The organism is Alteromonas algae (genome assembly GCF_049117195.1).
Taxonomy (GTDB): Bacteria; Pseudomonadota; Gammaproteobacteria; order Enterobacterales; family Alteromonadaceae; genus Alteromonas.
Genome location: NZ_CP185260.1, coordinates 1,935,323 through 1,956,753, shown reverse-complemented (window position 1 = coordinate 1,956,753; position 21,431 = coordinate 1,935,323). Strand labels below are relative to the sequence as shown.

Below are 21,431 nucleotides of genomic sequence, written 5' to 3'. Positions count from 1 at the left end.
TTTATGATTAGAAAAGTAGGTATTTTAGCAGCGGCATTATCACTTGCACTTTCTGGTGCAAGTGCGATGGCCAAAGTGTCTGACGCCGACGCCAATAAGCTAGGCGACAGCTTAACGCCACTGGGTGCAGAAAAAGCAGGTAACGCAGATGGAAGCATTCCAGCGTGGACCGGTGGTATTACAGAATTGCCAGCAGGCTACACGGTTGGGGATCATCACCCAGATCCGTACCCTGAAGACAAAGTATTGTTTGAAATTACAGCACAGAACTACAAAGAGTACTCGAATTTCTTATCTGAAGGTCAGAAGAAATTATTCGAAGCTTACCCTGATACGTTCCGTATGCCGGTCTATCCGACACGCCGTTCTGCATCAAACTCACAAGTGGTTTATGATGCAACAAGAAAGAACGCGACATCGGCAGAATTGCTAGATGGCGGTAACGGCTTAAAAGGTGCGGTATTAGGTATTCCGTTCCCAATTCCTCAAAACGGGTTGGAAGCAATTTGGAACCATATTTTACGTTATCGTGGTGAAGCCGTTCAGCGTAACGGTGGACAGGCTGCTGTTACAACAACAGGCGATTACAACGTTATCGGTTTTGATGAGCAGCTTCTTATAAAGTATGCGGAAGAGGGCACTACGCCAGAGAAGCTTACAGAAGACAACGTGTTGTTTATGTTCAAGCAGAAAGTAACGCAACCTGCTCGTTTGGCGGGTACTGCATTGCTTGTTCATGAAACCGTAGACCAAGTTAAAGAGCCGCGTAAAGCGTGGACGTACAACACAGGTCAGCGTCGTGTTCGCCTAGCGCCAAACATCGCTTATGATACGCCAGGAACAGCAGCTGACGGCCTTCGTACCACTGATGACTTCGATATGTTTAATGGTTCACCTAACCGTTACGATTGGAACCTAGTGGGCAAGCAGGAAATGTTTGTTGCATATAATAATTACGCATTACATTCTGACAATGCAAAATATGACAACATTCTACAGCCTAATCACGTTAATCCAGATTTAACGCGTTGGGAAAAGCACCGCGTATGGGTTGTTGAAGCGACGCTTAAAGAAGGTTTCCGTCACATTTATCAAAAACGTGTGTTCTTTATTGATGAAGATAGCTGGCAGATCCAAGTCGCTGATATGTATGATAACCGCGGCGAGCTTTATCGTGTTGGCGTAGCATATGGTGTAAACTACTATGAAGTACCAACACAATGGTCTACGCTTGATGTTTATCATGACTTAAACTCACGCCGTTACCTCGCCATTGGTCTTGATAACGAAGAAGAAATGTATGACTTTACCGTCAGACCTAGAGATGTGGAGTTCACACCTCAAGCGTTGCGACGAGAAGGCAGACGCTAATCGCTTTACACATCAAACGGTTGGCATTGCCAACCGTTTTCATATGTAACACGGAATAATTAAAGGGGGAATGGTTCACAATGAGTAAAACCATTACAGCGTACGTCGCTGCATCTTTAGCTTTAGGTAGTGCGTCATTAGCACACGCTGAAGAGGCATTTATCGCACCATTAGTTGAGCAGTCGGTGCTGTTAGACATTGACGCTGAGTCGTTTGCCGTCATCGTAGGCGAACGTGGACATGTTTTAGTCTCAGACGATGGCATCGATTTCAAACAGGTGTCTGTTCCATCACTATCAACGTTAACCGCAGCGACCGTAGTGGGTTCCCACATATGGGCGGTTGGGCACGATGCAACAATTCTTCATTCATCAGATAAAGGCGCAACGTGGGAGGTTCAAAATTTCCAACCAAACCTACAGCGTCCATTTTTAGATGTACTCTTCTTTGATGCTGCTCATGGTATTGCAGTAGGTGCATACGGTTTATTTTATCGCACCACCGATGGCGGTCAGTCTTGGAACGCTGAACGTCACGCCAGTCTACTAGACCCTTACGGTCGTGAATATTTAGAAGAAATCAGGAAAGAAGACGAGGCATTTTACCAGCAAGAACTGGAATCTATTCTCCCTCACCTTAATCGTGTTAACCGTGATGGTGAAACGCTTTACCTTGCTGGAGAGTCCGGATTATTGGCCTCGAGTGTCGATATGGGTAAATCGTGGGAACGCTATAGTGTTGATTACACTGGGTCATTTTTTGATATTAAACCCTTAGATGCCTCGACGGTACTTGCCGTTGGTTTGCGTGGCAACATATTTGTGATGAGAGAAGAAGGTCCGTGGGAGTATGTGAATACATGCTCAAGCAGTACGTTAAACTCTATCGTGTCTGGAACTGATAGCGTTATTGCACTTGGCAATAACGGAATTATGGTAACCGCACAACGTCCACTACCAATCAGTGACCGTGACCCATTTTCAAATCCAGTTAATTGTACGCCGGGTGAAGGTATTAGTGTGTCGCAGGTTGACGATAAAGCTGCGCTTCTCAATGCTATCAGTTTTAACGGTAAGTTAATTGCAGTTAGTGCGAATGGCATTAAAACGCTAACTTCAAAGTAGGGCAGTATTATCATTATGACCCATTTTATTGAACGTCTTGTTTTTGCTAACAGAAAACTTGTTGTAGCCTTGTTTGCTATAGCAACGGTCTTCTTACTTTTCCAAGCATCTAAGATGCGTTTAGATGCGGGGTTCGAAAAGAACATCCCACTAAATCATGAATACATGCAAACGTATATTGAGCATCGTAAAGACTTTGGCGGTGCAAACAACATACTGGTCTCTGTATGTGATACCAACGGTGACATTTTTAATCAGCCGTTTTTTGACACACTTAAGAATGTGCATGACCAACTATTTTTTATCAACGGTGTTAACCGTTCATTGGTTATTTCATTATTCTCCCCCTCGACCCGTTTTACCGAGATTGTAGAAGGTGGGTTTGCTGGCGGCCCAGTGATACCTGCGGACTTTGATTCTTCAAACCCTGACGCGCTTTCATTAGTTGCGGCAAATATAGAAAAAGCGAATATTGTTGGTCGTCAAGTGGCAAGCGACTATAGCTGTGCCATGGTCACCGCACAGTTGCTTGATATTAACCCACAAACAGGCGAGCCGCTTGATACGCTTGCGCTTGCTGCAGAGTTAGAAGAGCAGCTTCGCGGCCAGTACGAAAACGAAAATACCTCTATCCATATCATAGGTTTTGCCAAAATGATTGGTGATGTTGCGGATGGCGCGAAAGATGTACTGCTGTTCTTCGCCATCGCAATCGGTATCACTGCGGTGATGGTATATTTCTTTTCTCGCAGCTTAATGCTGACCTTCTTGCCGTTGTTGTGTTCGGTAGTCGCCGTGATTTGGCAACTTGGGTTACTGACATCAATTGGTTTTGGCATGGACCCTATGTCAATTTTGGTTCCGTTTTTAGTCTTTGCTATTGGCGTCAGCCACGGCGTTCAGATGATTAATGCGGTAGAGAAACAAGCGGTAACTGGTATTGGCGCAAAACGCGCATCCATGTCTGCCTTTAGAAGTTTGTTGGTACCCGGCGGTATTGCATTACTTTCTGACACAGTAGGCTTTATGACGCTGTTGGTCATCGATATCGGTATTATTCGCGAATTAGCAATAACCGCCAGTATGGGTGTTGCCGTTATTATCCTTACCAACCTGATTTTACTTCCGGTATTAATGAGTTTTCTTAAGCTTGACGACGATTATGTTAAGAAGTTTGAAGGTAAAGAAAACGCTAATGCTAAGTTTTGGGAAGTCATAGCAGCGTGTTCTCGTAAGAAGCCAGCGATCGTCATTCTAACGATTACCGCGTGCTTGTTCGTATTTGGGCACATGCAAGCGCAAAAAATGAAAATTGGTGATTTACATGCCGGTGCGCCTGCGCTGCACGAAACGTCACGCTATAACCAAGATACGTTTTTAATTACTGACAAATATGAAGTAACCGTTGATTATATTTCTATTCTTGTCGAAACCAGTGCAGAGGCGTGTACGTCACACAGTGTTATGCAGGCGATGGACGTTTTTCAGTGGAAAATGGAAAACGTGCAAGGTGTTCAGTCGGCAGTATCACTTGCTTCAGTGGCTAAAATCGTTAACGCGGGCTATAACGAAGGTAACGTTAAGTGGCAGGTCCTGCCACGTAACCAGCAAACATTAGTGCAGGCTATTTCCCGCGTACCAACGTCGTCTGGTCTTTTAAATGGTGATTGCTCAGTGATGCCAATCATTCTATTTATGGAAGATCACAAAGCGGAGACAATCTCACGTGTTGTTGACGCCGTAAAAGCGCATCGTACTGAATATGAGACTGATGACATGACATTCAGTCTGGCCTCTGGCCCGGTCGGTGTAATGGCTGCGACGAACGAAGCGGTGAGTGAAGCCCAAGACCCAATGATGCTTTACGTATTTGGTGCTGTTATTGCCTTATGCTTAATTAGCTTCCGCTCGATACGCGCAACATTGGTCGTCGTGATCCCACTTTATGTGGTGTCAGTGTTGGCACAAGCATTAATGACGTATCTGCAAATAGGTCTGACGGTATCAACGTTACCTGTTATTGCGTTAGGTGTTGGTATCGGTGTCGATTACGGTATTTATATACTGTCGACCAAGAGCCTTATGCTGAAAAAAGGTGCCACAGTGCAAGAAGCTTATACTGCTGCGCTAAAAGAGCGTGGAAGTGCGGTGTTGTTTACCGGCATCACCCTTGCCATTGGTGTAAGCACATGGGTATTCTCATCGCTTAAATTCCAAATGGATATGGGCATCTTGCTAACATTTATGTTCATTGTGAACATGTTAGGCGCTATTTTAGTACTGCCAGCGCTTGCAAGGTTCCTTTGGTGGAATAAAAACGACCCGGGTGCATAATTATTTTTGCATATCTAATCACTAAAAAGGGCCATATGGCCCTTTTTTTTATGTGTTTTATGCATACTTATCTATGCTGTTAATATAAGGTTAAAAAAAGGGTTTAATTGCAGTCCAGTTTTAGCGAAAATAGCAATGCAACTCAGCACTTACGACATTTATAAGGTTAACAAATGACAGTCACCTCACAGCGACACTCCGTCCTGCTCGATAACGTATTTACACTCATAGACAAAAAAGTGGATGCGCAGCAGAAGTCACTTGTGCAGCAATTCGGCCGCCTGTTGTATAAAAATATATCCAGCGACGACCTTGAAAACCGTAATGATAGCGATCTGTATGGCGCTACTCTCAGCCTGTGGAACGGATTAGCGACGTTCGACAATTCCGCCCCCTACATACGCGTATTTAATCCTGAAATCGCCAAACATGGATGGCACTCAAGTCATACCATTGTTGAGATAATTGTAAGAGACATGCCTTTTCTCGTAGATTCCGTACGAATGTGTCTTAATCGTCTTAACATCACAGCACACCTTTTCTTGCATAGTCCTATTGGAATCAAGCGCAACGATAAAAAGCATATCGTTGAATTCTCTGATATGGACAAGAAAGTAGACGGCGCGAAGAAAGAGACCGTCATCTTTATTGAAGTAGACCATCAAACCACCAAGAAAGATATTGATACACTAACGAAAGAACTTCATTCAGTTGTTGATGAAGTATCGTTAGCGGTAGAAGATTGGCAGGGGATGTCTACTACGCTTAAAGAAGTCATAAAAAATAGTGGCGACTTTAACTGGCCTGTATCGGCAGACGAAGATAAGCAGACCAACGCATTTCTTGAATGGTTAGCCGATCACAACTTCACCATGATGGGGTATCGCTATTACGAAGTGAAAGCGATTGAGGGTGACCACCGCTGGATTCCAGATAATGACACAAGCCTTGGCTTGATGAAAAACTCGGTAAACAGCCGAGAGCGTCTGTTATCAAAACTTCCTTCATCAGCACGTCAGGAGTCGTTAAGCGCGTCGCCACTTATTCTTACCAAGACTAATTCACGCGCACGCGTCCACCGTCCAGCTTATATGGATTACGTGGGTGTTAAGGTATTTAACAAGGCAGGCCAAGTTGTCGGCGAACACCGTTTCCTAGGGCTGTATTCTGCTGCGTTTTATAACCAGAGTATTACGCAGCTGCCTATCTTAAGAGAGAAAATTGAGCAAATTTGTCTGCTTTCTGGCTTTGAGCCAGGTACGCATGCATTCAAAGCGTTTGTAAATATTTTAGAGACGTATCCTCGCGATGAGTTGCTTCAAATACCTGCAAAAGAATTAGCGCAAATTGTAATGGGTATATTCCAGATGCAAGAGCGCGGCATTTCTCGGTTATTCATTCGAAAAGATGTTTTTGGTCGCTTCTTTTCGTGCATGGTATTCGTTCCAAGAGAACGTTATAACACGCAGTTAAGAAAAGAAACGCAAGCTTTGCTAAAGGCTTCGCTTAACGCCAACGAAGAAGTTGAATTTACCACTTTTTTCTCTGAATCAGTGTATGCAAGAACGCACTACATTGCCCGGGTCAACGATAACAATGCGGAATTTGATGTGAAGGAAATAGAAAGAAATATTATCGAACTGACCAAAACATGGAACGACCGATTAGCGGCATCAATAAGTTCTGCGCATGGTGAAGCGTCGGGTAAAGCACTAGAACGAAAATATGATAACGCATTTTCTCGAAGCTACATGGAGCATAACCTGCCTTCAGCTGCACTGGTTGATATCGGTAAGTTAGAGTTGCTTGATGATACGCATACGTTGGACATGCTGTTTTATCGTCCTCAGGAAGAGCAAGCGGATAGCCAAATTGTTAAGCTGAAATTATTTCATCGTGCAGAGCCGATTCACCTGTCGGATGTGTTGCCTATGTTGGAGAATTTCGGGTTACGCGTAATCGATGAAAGCCCCTTTAAAATAACGTGTGCAGAGGGCGAGCGTAACTGGATCATGGATTTCACCATGCTTCATAAAAGCGGACAGCATTTTGATATGGAAAAGGCGCAAACCCTATTCCAAGATGCCTTTGCCAAGGTGTGGTATAACACACTCGAAGATGATGCATTTAACCGCCTTATCTTAGGTGCCAACTTAACTGGACGACGGGTTACTATTCTTCGCGCCTACGCAAAGTACATGCGCCAAACAGGCAGTTCATTCAGTCGAGATTACATTGCAAATACGTTGGCAAACTACCCCAATATTGCACGTATGCTGGTAGATTTTTTCGATATTCGGTTTAATCCACGTAAAAAGCGCAGCGCTAAAAAAGAAGAGTCATTACTTGATGATATCAAGTCTCAGCTAGACAACGTCAGTAACCTTGATGATGACCGTATAATACGCCGTTATTTGGATATGATGTCAGCCACGCTGCGCACTAACTTCTACCAACTAGATGATGACGGTGAAGAGAAGTCATACGTCTCGTTTAAGATGCTTCCGGGAATGATCCCCGATATGCCGCTGCCGCTTCCTAAATTCGAAGTGTTTGTTTACAGCCCAAGAGTGGAAGGTGTTCACTTACGTGGTGGTAAAGTGGCACGAGGAGGTCTTCGCTGGTCAGATCGCCAAGAAGATTTCAGGACAGAGGTGCTTGGCCTTGTAAAAGCGCAACAAGTTAAAAATACCGTTATCGTGCCGGTTGGCGCAAAAGGCGGCTTTGTATGTAAGAAACTTCCTGTCGAACAAGGGCGTGAGGCAATACAAGAAGAAGGTCAGGCATGCTATAAAATCTTCATTACTAGTTTGCTTGATATCACCGACAACATCGTTAACGGCGAAATTGTTCCACCAAAAGATGTAGTTCGTTTAGACGAAGACGACCCGTATTTAGTGGTAGCGGCCGACAAAGGCACAGCTACATTCTCTGATATTGCCAACGGTATCGCCGATAAGTTTGGCTTTTGGTTAGGTGACGCTTTTGCGTCAGGCGGCAGTATTGGTTATGACCATAAAAAAATGGGTATTACTGCACGTGGTGGCTGGGAGTCAGTTAAACGCCACTTCAGAGAAATTGGAATAGACTGTCAAACAACCGATTTTACCGCCGCCGGTGTTGGTGATATGGCGGGTGATGTGTTCGGGAACGGTATGTTACTTTCTGAGCATACGCGTTTGATTGCTGCATTTAACCATTTGCATATATTTTTCGACCCTAACCCGGACGCCGCTGAAAGCTACAAAGAACGTCAGCGTTTATTCGAAAACCCACGTTTGTCTTGGGAAGATTATGACGCGAAGCTAATATCGAAAGGCGGCGGTATATTTAATCGCTCTGCTAAATCCATAAAGCTTACGCCGGAAATGAAGAAGTGGTTGGGCACCCGTCAAATGACGATGACGCCTAACGAGCTTATTCATAATATCTTAAAAATGCCTGTTGATTTATTGTGGAATGGCGGCATTGGTACGTACATAAAAAGTAAGAAGGAAACGCATTCAGAAGTAGGCGACCGTGCAAACGATGACTTACGAGTAGATGGCAGAGAAGTCCAAGCGAAAATCGTGGGCGAGGGTGGTAACTTAGGCCTAACGCAACTAGGGCGTATAGAATACGCTGCAAACGGTGGGCGTGTTAATACTGACTTTATTGATAATGTGGGCGGTGTTGACTGCTCGGATAATGAAGTAAATATTAAAATATTGCTTAATAGCCTAGTGAATGATGGTGAACTTACTCTCAAACAACGCAATAAACTGCTTTACGATATGACCGATGATGTATCGCGTATTGTCTTAAAGGATTGCTACCGTCAAACGCAGTCAATTTCAATAACAGAGTTGGCTGGGGTCAAGCAGTTAAAAGAACAACTGCGTTTTATCCACGGGCTTGAGCGTGAAGGGCAGCTGAATCGTGAACTCGAGTTTATCCCTAGCGATGATGAAATTTCAGATAGAGTAGCGAGTGATCGTGGCCTTACGCGGCCTGAGTTAAGTGTGCTTATCGCTTACGGTAAGATGGTGTTAAAAGATGCACTAAACATCCCTGAGATCACTGATAACCCTTATCACGGTAAACTTCTTGTGCAGGCCTTCCCTGAGATACTACGTAAGAAGTTCCGAGACCATATGGAACAGCATCCCCTACGCAGTGAAATTATTGCCACTAAATTGACCAACAATATGGTCAATGACATGGGCCTTAATTTTGTATTCAGAATGCAAGAAGAAACGGGCGCTAGTGTTGATGAGATTGCAAATGCATACTCCATCGTTCACGGAATTTTCAATATGAACGTGCTGTGGGAGCGCATCGAACAGCTAGATAATAGTATTTCAGCGAACCTTCAACTTTCTATGCTTGATGAAGCTCGCCGTATTATGCGACGCGCCGCACGTTGGTATATTAGGCATGGCGAAAAGAACATTGCTATTGAAGACGCTATCGAAAGTTATCGTAGTACGTTCGATATTCTGTCGAAAAATCTACAACATTACCTTGTTGAAGATGAATGTTCTCAGCTTCAAGCGTTAACGGATAAATATATCTCTGGAGGCGTGCCTCAAGATATTGCGTATCAAGTAGCAAGCTTTTCAAATATGTTCCCAAGCTTTGACCTTGCACAAATTATTGCCGCCGATAAGCATGACACTGACATTGTGGCTCGACTGTATTACCAATTAGGTTCGCGACTTGAGCTGCACTGGTTCTTAGATCAGATAAACAATCAAGCGGTGAGTAATCATTGGCAAGCACTGGCAAGAGCATCATACCGAGAAGAGTTAGACTGGCAGCAACGTTCAATTGCAGCTAATTTATTACAATCTCGTGGTGAAGCTACCAGCGCAGATCAAATACTTGATGAGTGGATTGACAGTAATCAGGTCTTACTAAAGCGCTGGTATCACATGATGTCAGAGTTTAAAACAAGCTCTACGCACGAATTTGCGAAGTTTTCTGTCGCTTTACGTGAATTGATGCTTTTAAGCGTGAAGTCTAACCATTAGAATACGCGTATTGTTCAGACTTAAAAAAGCCCTGTGATACAGGGCTTTTTTATACCAATAAGCGATGTTTATCACCTATGCAATCATTAGTGCAAAAGCTACTACTTCAGTGTGAGCCAGAAAAAAGTCATGATTTCACTATCAATTGGCTCAATAAAACCCAACACACACCGTTAAAATGGATGTATAGCACACCGACGATAAGCAAGCCGGTGACGGTTGCAGGTATTACGTTTGACAACCCTGTAGGCTTAGCCGCAGGGCTTGATAAAAACGGCGATTGTATTGATGCATTTGCGAGTATGGGGTTCGGTTTTGTCGAAATTGGCACCGTTACACCGCGTCCTCAAAGCGGCAACCCGAAGCCTAGGCTGTTTCGTATCCCAGAAAAAGACGCTATCATCAATAGAATGGGCTTCAACAATAAGGGGGTTGACCACCTTATTGAACAAGTGAAAAAAGCACATTTTTCTGGCCCTATTGGTATCAATATTGGAAAGAACAAAGATACAGATGATGCGAAAGCGTTAGATGACTATCTAATTTGTTTGAATAAAGTCTATCCATACGCGACCTATGTCACTATCAATATTTCTTCGCCAAATACGCCCGGGCTAAGAAACCTGCAGTATGGTGCAGCACTAGATGCGCTATTAAGCGGACTTAAAGCGGCGCAAGACACACTCGCACAAACGCATAACAAATACGTTCCACTATTTATAAAGATTGCCCCTGATTTAAGTGATGATGAAATAGCGTCAATATCTCAGTCATTAATCAACACAAAAATGGATGGCGTGATTGCAACTAACACAACACTATCGCGCGACGCAGTGGCTGGATTAGAACATGCAGATGAAGCCGGGGGCTTAAGCGGTTCGGTTATGACCGATATGAGCTTGCAGGTGACCCGTAAACTGGCCAATGCCTTACAGGGTAAACTTCCTATAATTGGTGTGGGAGGGATAGACTCTCCCGAGGCCGCACAAGCGAGATTAGATGCTGGCGCATCGTTGGTCCAAGTCTATTCTGCGTTTATTTATCGTGGCCCAACACTCATAAAAGATATCGTTAAGTCGCTCTAAATAAACGCGGGCTTAGCCACAATAGTGCCGCGCGCTAACTATTATGCGCGCCAACTCAGGTAATGAAATGAATACGATACTGGTAACAACCAGCAGGGGGCTAGATGAGCTCCTTAAACAAGAAATAGAAACCCTATGCCCTGACGCTGAAATTAAGCAATCTCCGGGCATGCTGCAATTTGATGGAACAAAGAAAGACGCCTACACCTTGTGTTTATGGTCACGTCTTGCAAACCGTGTGATTTGGGTCGTGACAAGCGGTAAAGCAAATGACGCAGAAGCGTTGTATAACACCGCAATGGGTGTAGATTGGCAAATGAATCTACAGTCACGACAAACATTGTCGGTACAGTTCATTGGAACCAACTTTGCAATTAAAAACACGCAATTCGGTGCGGTACGTATAAAAGACGCAATTGTCGACCAATTTGTTGAAAGCGGATTATCTCGACCTTCCGTTGAACGCCGTCAGCCAGATGTTTCTGTTTATGCGAGATTGCATCGTGACAACGTTATTATTGGTATTGACTTGGCCGGCGCCAGTTTGCACCAGCGAGCTTATCGTCAGGAGACGGGTGAAGCACCGCTTAAAGAGCATATTGCGTGCGCTATGCTTATGCGTAGCGGCTGGTCTGAAAATATGGACAAGCCGTTGGTTGATTTAATGTGCGGCTCTGGAACCATTGCTATAGAGGCGGCCTATATGGCACGCAATATTGCACCTGGGATCAAGCGCAGTCGATGGGGCTTTTCACAATGGCAAGGTCATGATGCCACACTGTGGGAGGGCCTTGTAGAAGAAGCCATAGGGGCACAACATGCTAGCGCCTCAGCGCCTATATTTGCTGCTGACAATAGCCGAAGGTTAATCTCTATAGCGAAAGAAAATGCAGACTTTGCAGGCGTTTTTTCTGATATTAAATTTAGTCAACAAGATGCGACAAAATCATCACCTCCGCTTGCGCAACAGGGGTATGTAGTATCAAACCCTCCTTATGGCGAGCGATTAGGGGAGCTCACTGAGTTAATTCCGCTTTTTAGTGAATGGGGCAAGCGTTTTAAGGAAGCATGGAAAGGCTGGAATGTTTCGTTGCTTAGCAGCAACAGAGATTTACTACGCGTACTTAAACTCAGGGCGTCAAAAGATTACGCCATGAACAATGGTAAATTAGAGTGCCGGCTGGTCAATTACACGCTAAACGAAGAAAACACCGTACAGTTTAGTGAAGACGCGTCTAATCACGAATTTGCCAATCGCGTTAAGAAAAACCTTAAAAAGATGAAGAGCTGGATCAGTAAGGTAGATACTAATTGCTACCGAATTTACGATGCAGACTTACCTGACTACAACGTCGCTGTTGATAGGTACGACGATTGGTTGGTTGTGCAAGAGTATGCGCCGCCCAAAACGGTATCAGAAGACAAAGCAAGAAAACGCCTTCAAGAAGTGCTGTTATACCTACCAATGGTTACCGGTATTTCGCCTAAAAATATAATATTAAAAGTACGGGCTCAGCAAAAAGGGACAAAGCAATACGAAAAAGTAAATCAGTCTGGCGACATGATGGAAGTGTATGAAAATGGCGCTCGCTTCTTGGTTAACCTTACTGACTACCTTGATACGGGGTTATTTCTCGATCACAGAAATACCCGTCAAAAAGTGATGCAGCTTTCAAAAGACAAAGATGTATTAAACTTGTTTGCCTATACGGGCAGCGTGTCAGTCTTTGCCGCAAAAGGTGGCGCCAAGTCGGTGACGACGGTCGATATGTCCAACACGTATCTTGACTGGGCTAAAAAGAACATGGGTTTAAATAAACTCAAAGGCGCACATGCGTTCGTTCAAGCCGACTGCACGACGTGGCTTGCTGATCATAAAGGGAAGTACGATCTCATCTTTATCGACCCGCCGTCTTTTTCTAATTCGAAGCGTATGTCTGCTACCTGGGATGTTCAGCGCGACCACCTTATGATGATCACGCAGGCTAGGGCGTGCTTAAATAGCGGGGGAACGATTGTTTTTTCTAATAACAAACGAGGCTTCAAGCTAGATGAAGCGGGTGTGAGTGAATTGGGCTTATCGATAAACAATATTACAAAGCACACAATACCTGAGGATTTCGCGCGCAAAGGTAATATTCACCAGTGTTGGGTGTTATCGCTATGAAGCTTTTTTTCTACACGGGCCCACAATGCAGCCTTTGTGAACATGCTGATAGCGAGCTTGCGAATACGTCACAGTACCCAACGTTATCAATAGAAAAGGTAAACGTTAGAGACAGTAACGAGTTGTACCATCTCTATGGCGCGCGCATTCCGGTGCTAAAACGCGATGATAATGGCAATGAAATAGGGTGGCCGTTTTGTACCGCCGACCTTGAGGAGTTTTTACAGTGAGTATTTTGCAGTTAAAAAACATCACTGTTATTTACGGTAACCCACCGCTATTAGACGGTATTGAGCTTGTTGTACAACCCAAAGAGCGTGTGTGCTTGGTGGGTCGCAACGGCAGTGGTAAGTCTACGCTTATGAAGGTCATCGCAGGCGATGTTATTGCTGATGACGGGCAAAGAATAATAGAAAATAACACGGTAATTGCACGTCTTGAGCAGGACCCTCCCCAGACCACGGATATCACCTTATTTGATTATGTCGCCGAAGGGTTAGCAGACATTGGGGAAACGTTAAAAAACTATTTCCATCAAACCCGATTAGTGGGCGAAGACCCAAGTGAAGCTAATTTGAATAAGCTTCAGCGGCTACAAGAAACCTTAGAGGCGAGAGACGCGTGGCAGTTTGAACAACAAATTGAACAAACGCTTACCATGCTTAAATTAGATGCTGAGACATCGTTATCTACCTTATCGGGTGGGTGGCGCAGAAAGGCAGCACTTGCTCGCGCCTTGGTGCGTTCTCCCGACTTATTACTGTTAGATGAGCCCACTAACCATTTAGACATTGAAATGATTAAGTGGTTAGAAACGAGTTTGTCTAATTACAAAGGCGCTATCGTTTTTGTTAGCCATGATCGTGCATTTATTCGGTCCATGGCTACCCGAATTGTTGATTTAGATAGAGGGAGTATTACCAGCTACCCCGGTAACTACGAAACCTACCTGGAGAAAAAGCAACAGGATTTAGAGGTCGAGGCTTCGCAAAATGCAGAGTTCGATAAAAAACTGGCACAAGAAGAAGTGTGGATCCGTCAAGGCATAAAAGCCCGCCGTACACGCAACGAAGGGCGAGTCAGAGCGCTTAAAAAGCTTAGAGACGAGCGAAAAGCAAGACGTGCCGTTCAGGGCAGTGCACTGGTTAACCAACATCAAGCGGCGCGCTCAGGCAAGATGGTATTTGAAGTATCTAACTTAACGTTTTCCATTGAAAACAAACCGATAGTTAAAGATTTAAATTTAAACGTCCTACGCGGTGACAAGCTAGCCCTTATCGGCCCTAATGGTAGCGGTAAAAGCACACTCATCAAGTTATTGTTAGGTGAATTAGAGGCCGATGCAGGCAACTGTAAACGAGGCACTAATTTAGAAGTAGCGTATTTCGACCAGCATAGGCATGGCTTAGATTTAGAACAAACCGTGATTGATGCGGTCGGTGATGGAAAGCGTGACCTTATGGTCAACGGTCACCCAAGACATGTGATCAGTTACTTGCAAGATTATTTGTTTGAACCCGAACGCGTTAATGCGCCGGTAAAATCATTGTCTGGTGGTGAGAAAAACCGTTTAATGCTTGCTAAGTTGATGCTAAAACCTAGTAATCTATTGGTGCTCGATGAGCCCACCAACGATCTAGATGTCGAAACGCTTGAAATGTTAGAAACATTGCTTAATGAGTATACGGGTACGGTTTTACTTGTAAGCCATGATAGAGAGTTTGTAGACAATGTAGCAAATAGCTGTGTTGTGTTTGAAGGCAACGGCGCGCTAAGAGAGTTTATCGGCGGTTTCAGTGATATGGAAGCGTGGTATAAAGAGAGGGATTTGCGAGTACAGGACGTTATTAAAGAAGAAAAAGCAAAAATAAAGAATGAAACTAATTCTTTATCTCAGAGTCCTAGTGCTAAGCCTTCACCCCGAAAGACGAAAAAGCTATCATACAAAGACCAGAGGGAACTTGAATCGCTGCCACTTGAAATTGAACAGCTTGAAGAGAACCTTGAAGAATTGCAAACACAGGTTAATGATCCAGAGTTCTTTAAACAAGAAACTGACGTTACTGCAAAAGCACTTGCATCATTAACAGATAAAGAAAATATACTGTCTCAGAAATATGCGCGCTGGGACGAATTAGAAAGCATGCTGGAAGATAATCAGCAGTAAATAGGATTTTAAATGAAACGAACTCAGCTTGCCGCCGCCATGCTACTGGCAACAGGAAGTGTTTCGGCACTCGCCGCAACATATTCAGTAGCACCGGTACCGCTTCAGGATAACGCTAGAAACAATTTTGCTCGCTCAATTGATGACGCAGGAAACATGTTGTCGATGGTTCAGCTTGAATACAATCCACCTATTGATGTAGAGCAACTAGAAAATGACACCACGTTCTTCGCACAGTTTTCTGAATCGCTAGACAGTGAAGATGATGTGAAGCAGGGTGTGTTTTCAGATAATGACTACACCCTGATTGTTAATTTTCTTTTGTCTAATCAAAACGCGGTGCAAGGCCAAAAGCTTTCCAATTTTAGAACGTATATTACCGACACAACCGATGCTGAATTGGTACCTGGCTTAGATCAAATTACCGACAAATTTGATGATTATACTCGCTCAGTAGAGTCAGCAGGACGAGATAGTCTAGACGGTGATTTCATCGTTGGTGATTCAAGCGCGTTAGTTATCAAAGTGCCCTACGAGAATGAAAACGGCGATGTAATCAACTACACGTATCCTGAGTCGTCTCAACAAGCATTCGTTCAGGTGAATGGCGTAACCAATACACTTCCCCCAGTTGACACCACAGTGGGTGGCTTTGCTTCAGCGCGTGCCATTAACGACAATCTACAAGTTGCTGGCTTTAGTACAGTGTCATTTTTAGATTCTGTTGGCGAAGCGGCAGCGGAATGCGCTAACGAAGAAACCAGGGGTGACATACCTGAAAGTAGATGCCTGTATGGCCTTTACTTAGGTGATTTTACAGTTCCTCGAGTGGAAGGCTTTTTTAGAAACAATGCTAACTTACCGAGTTTTGTGCTTGCCTCAGAAGTGAATGCAACCATATGGCAGTTAGATGTTAATGGCGGTGTTATCAGTACCGAGACATTCCCACTATTATTCACGCCTGAAGAAGATGACAACTCTCACTACTTTACCTACGCGTATGATATTAATAATCAAGGGATAGCAGTAGGTGAAGCATTGACAGGTGACGCTGTGTCTATTGCGCGCCCAGGTTCATCGACAATCGCTGAAAGCGAAAGGGTTGCGGTAGTGTTTCGCGACGGTGAAACCTCAGAGATGTTACCTCGTGACGAAAACCTGTTAAGCGAAGCCATTTCGATTAACGACAATAACTGGGTTGCGGGAACGGTAGTCAGAGCAAATGGTGAAATTGCGCGCCCTAGGTTGCTTGCTTATAACCTAGACACCACAGAGCAAATTGTACAAGAGGGCTTCTTTACGAGTTCAGGTGTGGTAGCAAATGCTATCAATAACAACAACATTATTGTGGGTAAGGCAGATATTGACCCGTCCAGTGAAGCGGTTCGTCTGACAAGCGCATTTATGTTTGATATCGCCACAGAAGAGCTTGTGGATTTGAATGATTTAATTTCATGCGACAGCCCTTATACACTGGTTGAGGCTTTTGACATCAATGATAACAACGAAATCATAGCTAATGCGCGTCTTAAGACGGTAAGCAAGTTTGTTACAGGCGAAGATATTATCGATGACCAAGGTGAAACGAGCCTTGTCGATTCAATTGTTGCCGTAAAACTTTCTCCTATCTCTAATGGCAGCATAGATGAATGTGAGCCAGATGAGGACGATCTGCCAAATGAACGTCAAGGCGCGAGTAATGGTATTATCGCAGCACTCTTCTTGTTCGGCGCGTTAGTGTTTAGACGTCGCACAGCAATGTGAAAGTAAAGGGGAGTCAACCGAGCAAATAGCGGTTGATTTCGTCATACGTACTTATCGACATGCGCATAAGTATGCATAAAAACCGCCACATTGGCGGTTTTTTTATTGTATAAAGGTTTAACAAATGACATTTTTATGACAAAAAAATGTAATGCGATATTCTTATTAAAATTATAAGGTTAGGCAATGTCAATTACCTAAAGCTAATAATTTTATTGAACCTATCAGCCGAATGAACTATCAAAGTAGTGTGCATAAAATAATTCTGCCGGCACTATCAACAATATGATGTAGAGCGCCCGAGTAGAATGTTTTTAGCACTTCTAATAAACAAACGAGGCTAATCAATGAAAAGACAAAAAAGAGATAAAATGACACGCGCCCATTCTAAAGGCTATCAAGCAGGCATTAGCGGTCGCTCGAAGGAAAATTGTCCATTTCAACAATTCGAAGCACGTTCACAGTGGTTAGGTGGCTGGCGTGAAGCGGTAGAAGATAGGCATACAGGGCTCAGTGTTAAATAACACCTTCTCTTTTAACTAATGATTACGCAAAGGAAAGCCCCGTTCAAACGGGGCTTTTTTAATGATATTGAATTAATGACTAAAAATTTGAAGTATCTTGAAAAAGACCAACCTTCAAATCTTTAGCGGTGTAAATTTCGCGACCGTCAACCTCAACACTCCCATCGGCAACGCCCATAAATAACTTACGTTTGATCACACGTTTCATGGTTATTTTATACGTCACTTTTTTAGCGGTAGGTAATATTTGACCGGTGAACTTTACTTCGCCGACACCAAGAGCGCGTCCTTTACCAGGACCATCACTCCACCCAAGGAAAAAACCGACAAGTTGCCACATAGCATCTAACCCTAGACAGCCTGGCATTACGGGATCGCCAGGGAAGTGACAATCGAAAAACCATAGGTCAGGCGTTACATCTAACTCCGCAATGATTTCACCCTTACCATGTTCTCCGCCATCCTCTGTAATTGATAATACACGATCCATCATGAGCATATTAGGTGCTGGCAGTTGACTATTACCTGGGCCAAACATTTCGCCACGACTACACGCTAATAAATCTTCTCTATCAAAACTATTTTTTCTCTGTGACATTCCCACACTCGTTGTTGTTTTATATTGCGGCGCCTAATTTAGCGAACACTTGTACGCTAAACAACTCTGAACAGTCGTTTTTATAAATAAAAACGCGTGTTAAACTCAAATTTCTAACAAGCTTGTGATCACTATGACAGATAAAAAGAAAATAAGTACAGTAAAAGATAATGCGAAAGCCAACGCTGCAAAGCAAAAACGTTTTCGAGAACGCCAACGAGAAGCGGGTAAAAAGTTGGTCCGTGGTTACGTGAGCCCAGAAGCAAAAGCCTGCTACGATGAGATCCGTGATAAAACAGGCTGGAACGATAGCGAAGCAATGTCGAATGCCTTACGTCTTATGTACGCCGCCTACAAATGTGGCCAAATTAAACTGCTCAACGAATGGTTGCGCAAAAACGACCGCTAAGCGATTAATTTTTCTGAGTGGTTTTGCGTTTAACCCATTTACGACTTGGGCTGTTGTTCAACGTATGCGTGAAAACGATACGCTTTGCCTCAGCGAGTACGTCATCACGTTCTCTGTAGTCCCATAGGCGCTGCGCCGTTGTTTTAGCCGTTTCTTCTATAGATATAATGGGCGCATAGTAATCATCACTCGCATTGAAGTTTAACATTAGCGCTTCTAACGGAGGTAATTGCGAAGGAGCGTGGCAAGCACTAGCGGGTAAATGTTTTAACTCTGGTACCCAATGCTGAATAAATGAGGCATCAGGGTCGAGCTTTTCTGATTGTGTATGAGGATTGTAGAGCCTAACCGTATGAACGCCGGTGACACTGGCCTGCATTTGTATTTGTGGATAATGAATGCCGGGTTCGAAATCCAAGAATTGTGTCGCTAAATAATGTGCTGCTTTTAACCAATGCACATTTAAGTGATGGACAAGAAAACTTGTCACCATAGCGCGCATTCTGAAATTTAAATATCCGGTCTTAGCCAATGCGCGCATACAAGCATCTACCAACGGATAACCTGTTTTTCCATCACGCCACGCAACAAAACGCCGCTCGCTTTCAGGACCGTCAATGAATGGGAAATGTTCATAAGCACGATTAACCGGGGAAAACTCCATGGTATGTTCACTTTCAAACTTTTGAATGAAGTGGCAATGCCAGTGAAGTCGAGAGGTGAGGGCAGACAAGGCGCGTGACCAACGACCTTTATACTTTTCATTGTTTTGCTTTTTCTGTTCCACTTGCTGCTGTGTATATTGAAACACTTGCTTTATCGAAACGTTGCCCCACGCTAAATAGGGGCTAAGCCGCGTACAATGTGTTCTGGCGGCTAACGGCTTTGATATAGATAAATGGTAAGCGGCGCCTCGTTCTTGAAAGAAATGGCGCATGACGTGCCATGCTCGCCGCTCGCCGCCTTGCTGCATCAGTACATTGTTGTCTGCGCATTGTGGCGAGTGATATTTATTAACAGCGGGCACGTTCGCCCAGTTAGCCCAAGCCATTCTTTCTATTTGGGGGTCGTACGTTGGGGCAGAAAAACGTTCATTCCATATACTCTGCCACTGCTGACGATGCGGTAGCCCCCTAACTACGCCACCATAAGGCGCCTCTATCCAATCAATTTGATGCTCAGCGCACCATCGTTTTATACGGACATCCCTTTCATAGGTTATCAATAGACCAATTTCTTCATAGCTTCTCATTCTTGTGACCGCAAAATGGTGGCACAACAATGTTAAGGCATCGTCCATCTCCATCTGTAATTCAAGTACACGATGATCGCCGGGCAATTGAGCGTTTAAACACTCAATGCTTTGTGAAATAAACCGAATATGACGCTTGCTGGTATGAGGGTCGTCAAGTATCGAGGGCTCCCAGCAATAAAGCAGTATGACGTCCTCGTTATTATGCCACGCATCAAAGAGCGGTTTGTGATCTCTTAAGCGAAGGTCTCGTTTAAGCCAAACAATGGTGGCCTTGTGCTTTACGCTAGCCATTTGCGCCGAAACACCCCTTCAGGATCGTAGGTTTGCGTTTGCTTTTGAAGGTTAAATTGCCGGTGACCACGAGGATCGCTTCCCACACCCGCGAGGTATAGCCAGTTTCCCCAATTGCTACCAACATCATAATCAAGTAACGCATGTTCAAAGTATGCAGCGCCATACCGCCAATCTTGTCTTAATTCATGTACAAAGCAACTTGCGACGAGTTGCCTACCTCGGTTGGACATATATCCAGTTTCGTTCAGCTGCTTCATGCATGCGTCGACAATAGGGTAACCGGTGTTTCCTTTACACCAAGCGTCGAATTGCACGGGGTCGTGCGCGGTGTTCGGTATGTTTTGCTGGATGCCAGAGAAAGCAAACCACTGGCTACCATGTTTTATTTGCAACCAATGAAAAAACTCTCGCCAAAGTAATTCAAAAAATATCCAATACGTTGATTCGTTTTCAACTATCTCACGCTCGAACCGTTTTACTTCATGCATTACCCGACGCGGTGATAGATTTCCGTTTGCCAACCATGGTGAAAGTTTTGTGCTTTCTTCCCAACAGTCCAGTGCATTTCGCGTTTCTTTGTAAGAGGCTGCGGCCTTCGCTTCAAATAAATAGTGCTCAAGATGCGATAATGCGACCTGCTCACCACCTAAATGCTCACAGTCATAGGCTGTGGAGTCAGCTTCGCCATCGTTGGGGCGCGGGCTTTCAATTCGATGCTGCTCGCAACAGGTGGGCGTGCGCAGAACCGGGTATTGCAATAACGCTGGCTCAGACGCTTTAACATGCGTGTACTTTTCTACTTTTCTTCTAAATGGGCTAAAAACGCCAGGCATCTCTGAAATGTTAAACGGTAAATCATCTTCGTCGAAGAGGGTGCACGCTTCTCCCTCGATAACACAAACGTTGGGATGCATTTCCTTGACTGCTTTGAGTTGCGCTCTCTCATCAAACCCAGCATATTGATTTACGCCCAAATGGGTATAATTTTCACATCGAAGTAACTCGTTAATAATGTCAACTGCATTGCCTTTAAACTTAAATAAGGTTTGGTGATGTTGCTGCAGTTGTGTCTCTAGGTCGTCAAGAGATTGGTATAGAAAAGTACGCCTTTTGTCGCTCATTCGGTTGACACCAAATGCCGTGGTTTCAAAAAGCGCGTCTTCGATGATATACACCATGGTAAGTTCATCAACGTGTTCTGCAAGCAACCTAAGCCCCACGTTATCGTGAAGTCGTTGATCGTGTCTAAACCAAAAAAGACCGCGTTTGATAGTAGATGTGTCAACTTCGGGATTAGCGTGTACAGTCATTATATTCTCTTAAAATT

At 44.1% G+C, this 21,431-nt stretch carries 14 protein-coding genes; 11 read left to right on the top strand and 3 right to left on the bottom strand.

What is annotated here, in order from left to right; genetic code table 11:
* Positions 1 to 3: 3 nt before the first annotated feature.
* From ACOJRU_RS08880 to rmf, 10 genes are all read left to right on the top strand, one after another.
* Entirely contained in the window at positions 4 to 1,371 is a 1,368-nt protein-coding gene (locus ACOJRU_RS08880; RefSeq protein WP_421134655.1) for a DUF1329 domain-containing protein, read from the top strand.
* A gap of 80 nt (positions 1,372 to 1,451) precedes the next feature.
* Entirely contained in the window at positions 1,452 to 2,495 is a 1,044-nt protein-coding gene (locus ACOJRU_RS08875) for a YCF48-related protein (protein WP_421134654.1), read from the top strand.
* A 15-nt stretch (positions 2,496 to 2,510) separates the two neighbouring features.
* Positions 2,511 to 4,829: an efflux RND transporter permease subunit gene (locus ACOJRU_RS08870; RefSeq protein WP_421134653.1), complete on the top strand. Its 2,319-nt coding sequence runs from the start codon at positions 2,511 to 2,513 to the stop codon at positions 4,827 to 4,829.
* Positions 4,830 to 5,002: 173 nt separating this feature from the next.
* Positions 5,003 to 9,841: an NAD-glutamate dehydrogenase gene (locus ACOJRU_RS08865; protein WP_421134652.1), complete on the top strand. Its 4,839-nt coding sequence runs from the start codon at positions 5,003 to 5,005 to the stop codon at positions 9,839 to 9,841.
* 77 nt (positions 9,842 to 9,918) lie between these two features.
* Positions 9,919 to 10,926 (top strand): quinone-dependent dihydroorotate dehydrogenase, encoded by a 1,008-nt coding sequence (pyrD, locus tag ACOJRU_RS08860; RefSeq protein WP_421134651.1) that lies wholly within the window; start codon positions 9,919 to 9,921, stop codon positions 10,924 to 10,926.
* A gap of 67 nt (positions 10,927 to 10,993) precedes the next feature.
* Entirely contained in the window at positions 10,994 to 13,093 is a 2,100-nt protein-coding gene (rlmKL, locus tag ACOJRU_RS08855) for a bifunctional 23S rRNA (guanine(2069)-N(7))-methyltransferase RlmK/23S rRNA (guanine(2445)-N(2))-methyltransferase RlmL (protein ID WP_421134650.1), read from the top strand.
* Complete coding sequence (locus tag ACOJRU_RS08850; RefSeq protein ID WP_421134649.1) at positions 13,090 to 13,323, top strand: glutaredoxin family protein; 234 nt, start codon at positions 13,090 to 13,092, stop codon at positions 13,321 to 13,323. Before rlmKL ends, ACOJRU_RS08850 begins: the two co-directional genes overlap by 4 nt.
* Positions 13,320 to 15,260, top strand: coding sequence for an ABC transporter ATP-binding protein (locus ACOJRU_RS08845; protein WP_421134648.1), 1,941 nt, complete (start codon positions 13,320 to 13,322; stop codon positions 15,258 to 15,260). Before ACOJRU_RS08850 ends, ACOJRU_RS08845 begins: the two co-directional genes overlap by 4 nt.
* Positions 15,261 to 15,272: 12 nt before the next feature.
* The gene (locus ACOJRU_RS08840) at positions 15,273 to 17,024 is read left to right on the top strand and encodes a DUF3466 family protein (protein ID WP_421134647.1); all 1,752 of its coding nucleotides are present in this window, start codon (positions 15,273 to 15,275) and stop codon (positions 17,022 to 17,024) included.
* A gap of 347 nt (positions 17,025 to 17,371) precedes the next feature.
* Positions 17,372 to 17,548: a ribosome modulation factor gene (gene rmf, locus ACOJRU_RS08835; protein WP_421134646.1), complete on the top strand. Its 177-nt coding sequence runs from the start codon at positions 17,372 to 17,374 to the stop codon at positions 17,546 to 17,548.
* Between the two features lie 79 nt (positions 17,549 to 17,627).
* On the opposite strand, the gene fabA is transcribed toward rmf, so the two are convergent.
* Positions 17,628 to 18,146 carry a bifunctional 3-hydroxydecanoyl-ACP dehydratase/trans-2-decenoyl-ACP isomerase gene (gene fabA / locus ACOJRU_RS08830; RefSeq protein ID WP_421134645.1) on the bottom strand — a complete coding sequence of 173 codons (519 nt, stop codon included), beginning with the start codon at positions 18,144 to 18,146 and terminating at the stop codon, positions 17,628 to 17,630.
* A gap of 133 nt (positions 18,147 to 18,279) precedes the next feature.
* Here fabA and ACOJRU_RS08825 point away from each other — a divergent pair, with 133 nt between their 5' ends.
* Positions 18,280 to 18,555: a hypothetical protein gene (locus ACOJRU_RS08825; RefSeq protein ID WP_421134644.1), complete on the top strand. Its 276-nt coding sequence runs from the start codon at positions 18,280 to 18,282 to the stop codon at positions 18,553 to 18,555.
* Positions 18,556 to 18,559: 4 nt separating this feature from the next.
* On the opposite strand, the gene ACOJRU_RS08820 is transcribed toward ACOJRU_RS08825, so the two are convergent.
* Entirely contained in the window at positions 18,560 to 20,101 is a 1,542-nt protein-coding gene (locus ACOJRU_RS08820) for a deoxyribodipyrimidine photo-lyase/cryptochrome family protein (protein ID WP_421134643.1), read from the bottom strand.
* A complete protein-coding gene (locus ACOJRU_RS08815) occupies positions 20,089 to 21,414 on the bottom strand; it encodes a DASH family cryptochrome (RefSeq protein ID WP_421134642.1) in 1,326 nt (441 codons plus the stop codon). Before ACOJRU_RS08815 ends, ACOJRU_RS08820 begins: the two co-directional genes overlap by 13 nt.
* Between the last annotated feature and the right edge of the window lie 17 nt (positions 21,415 to 21,431).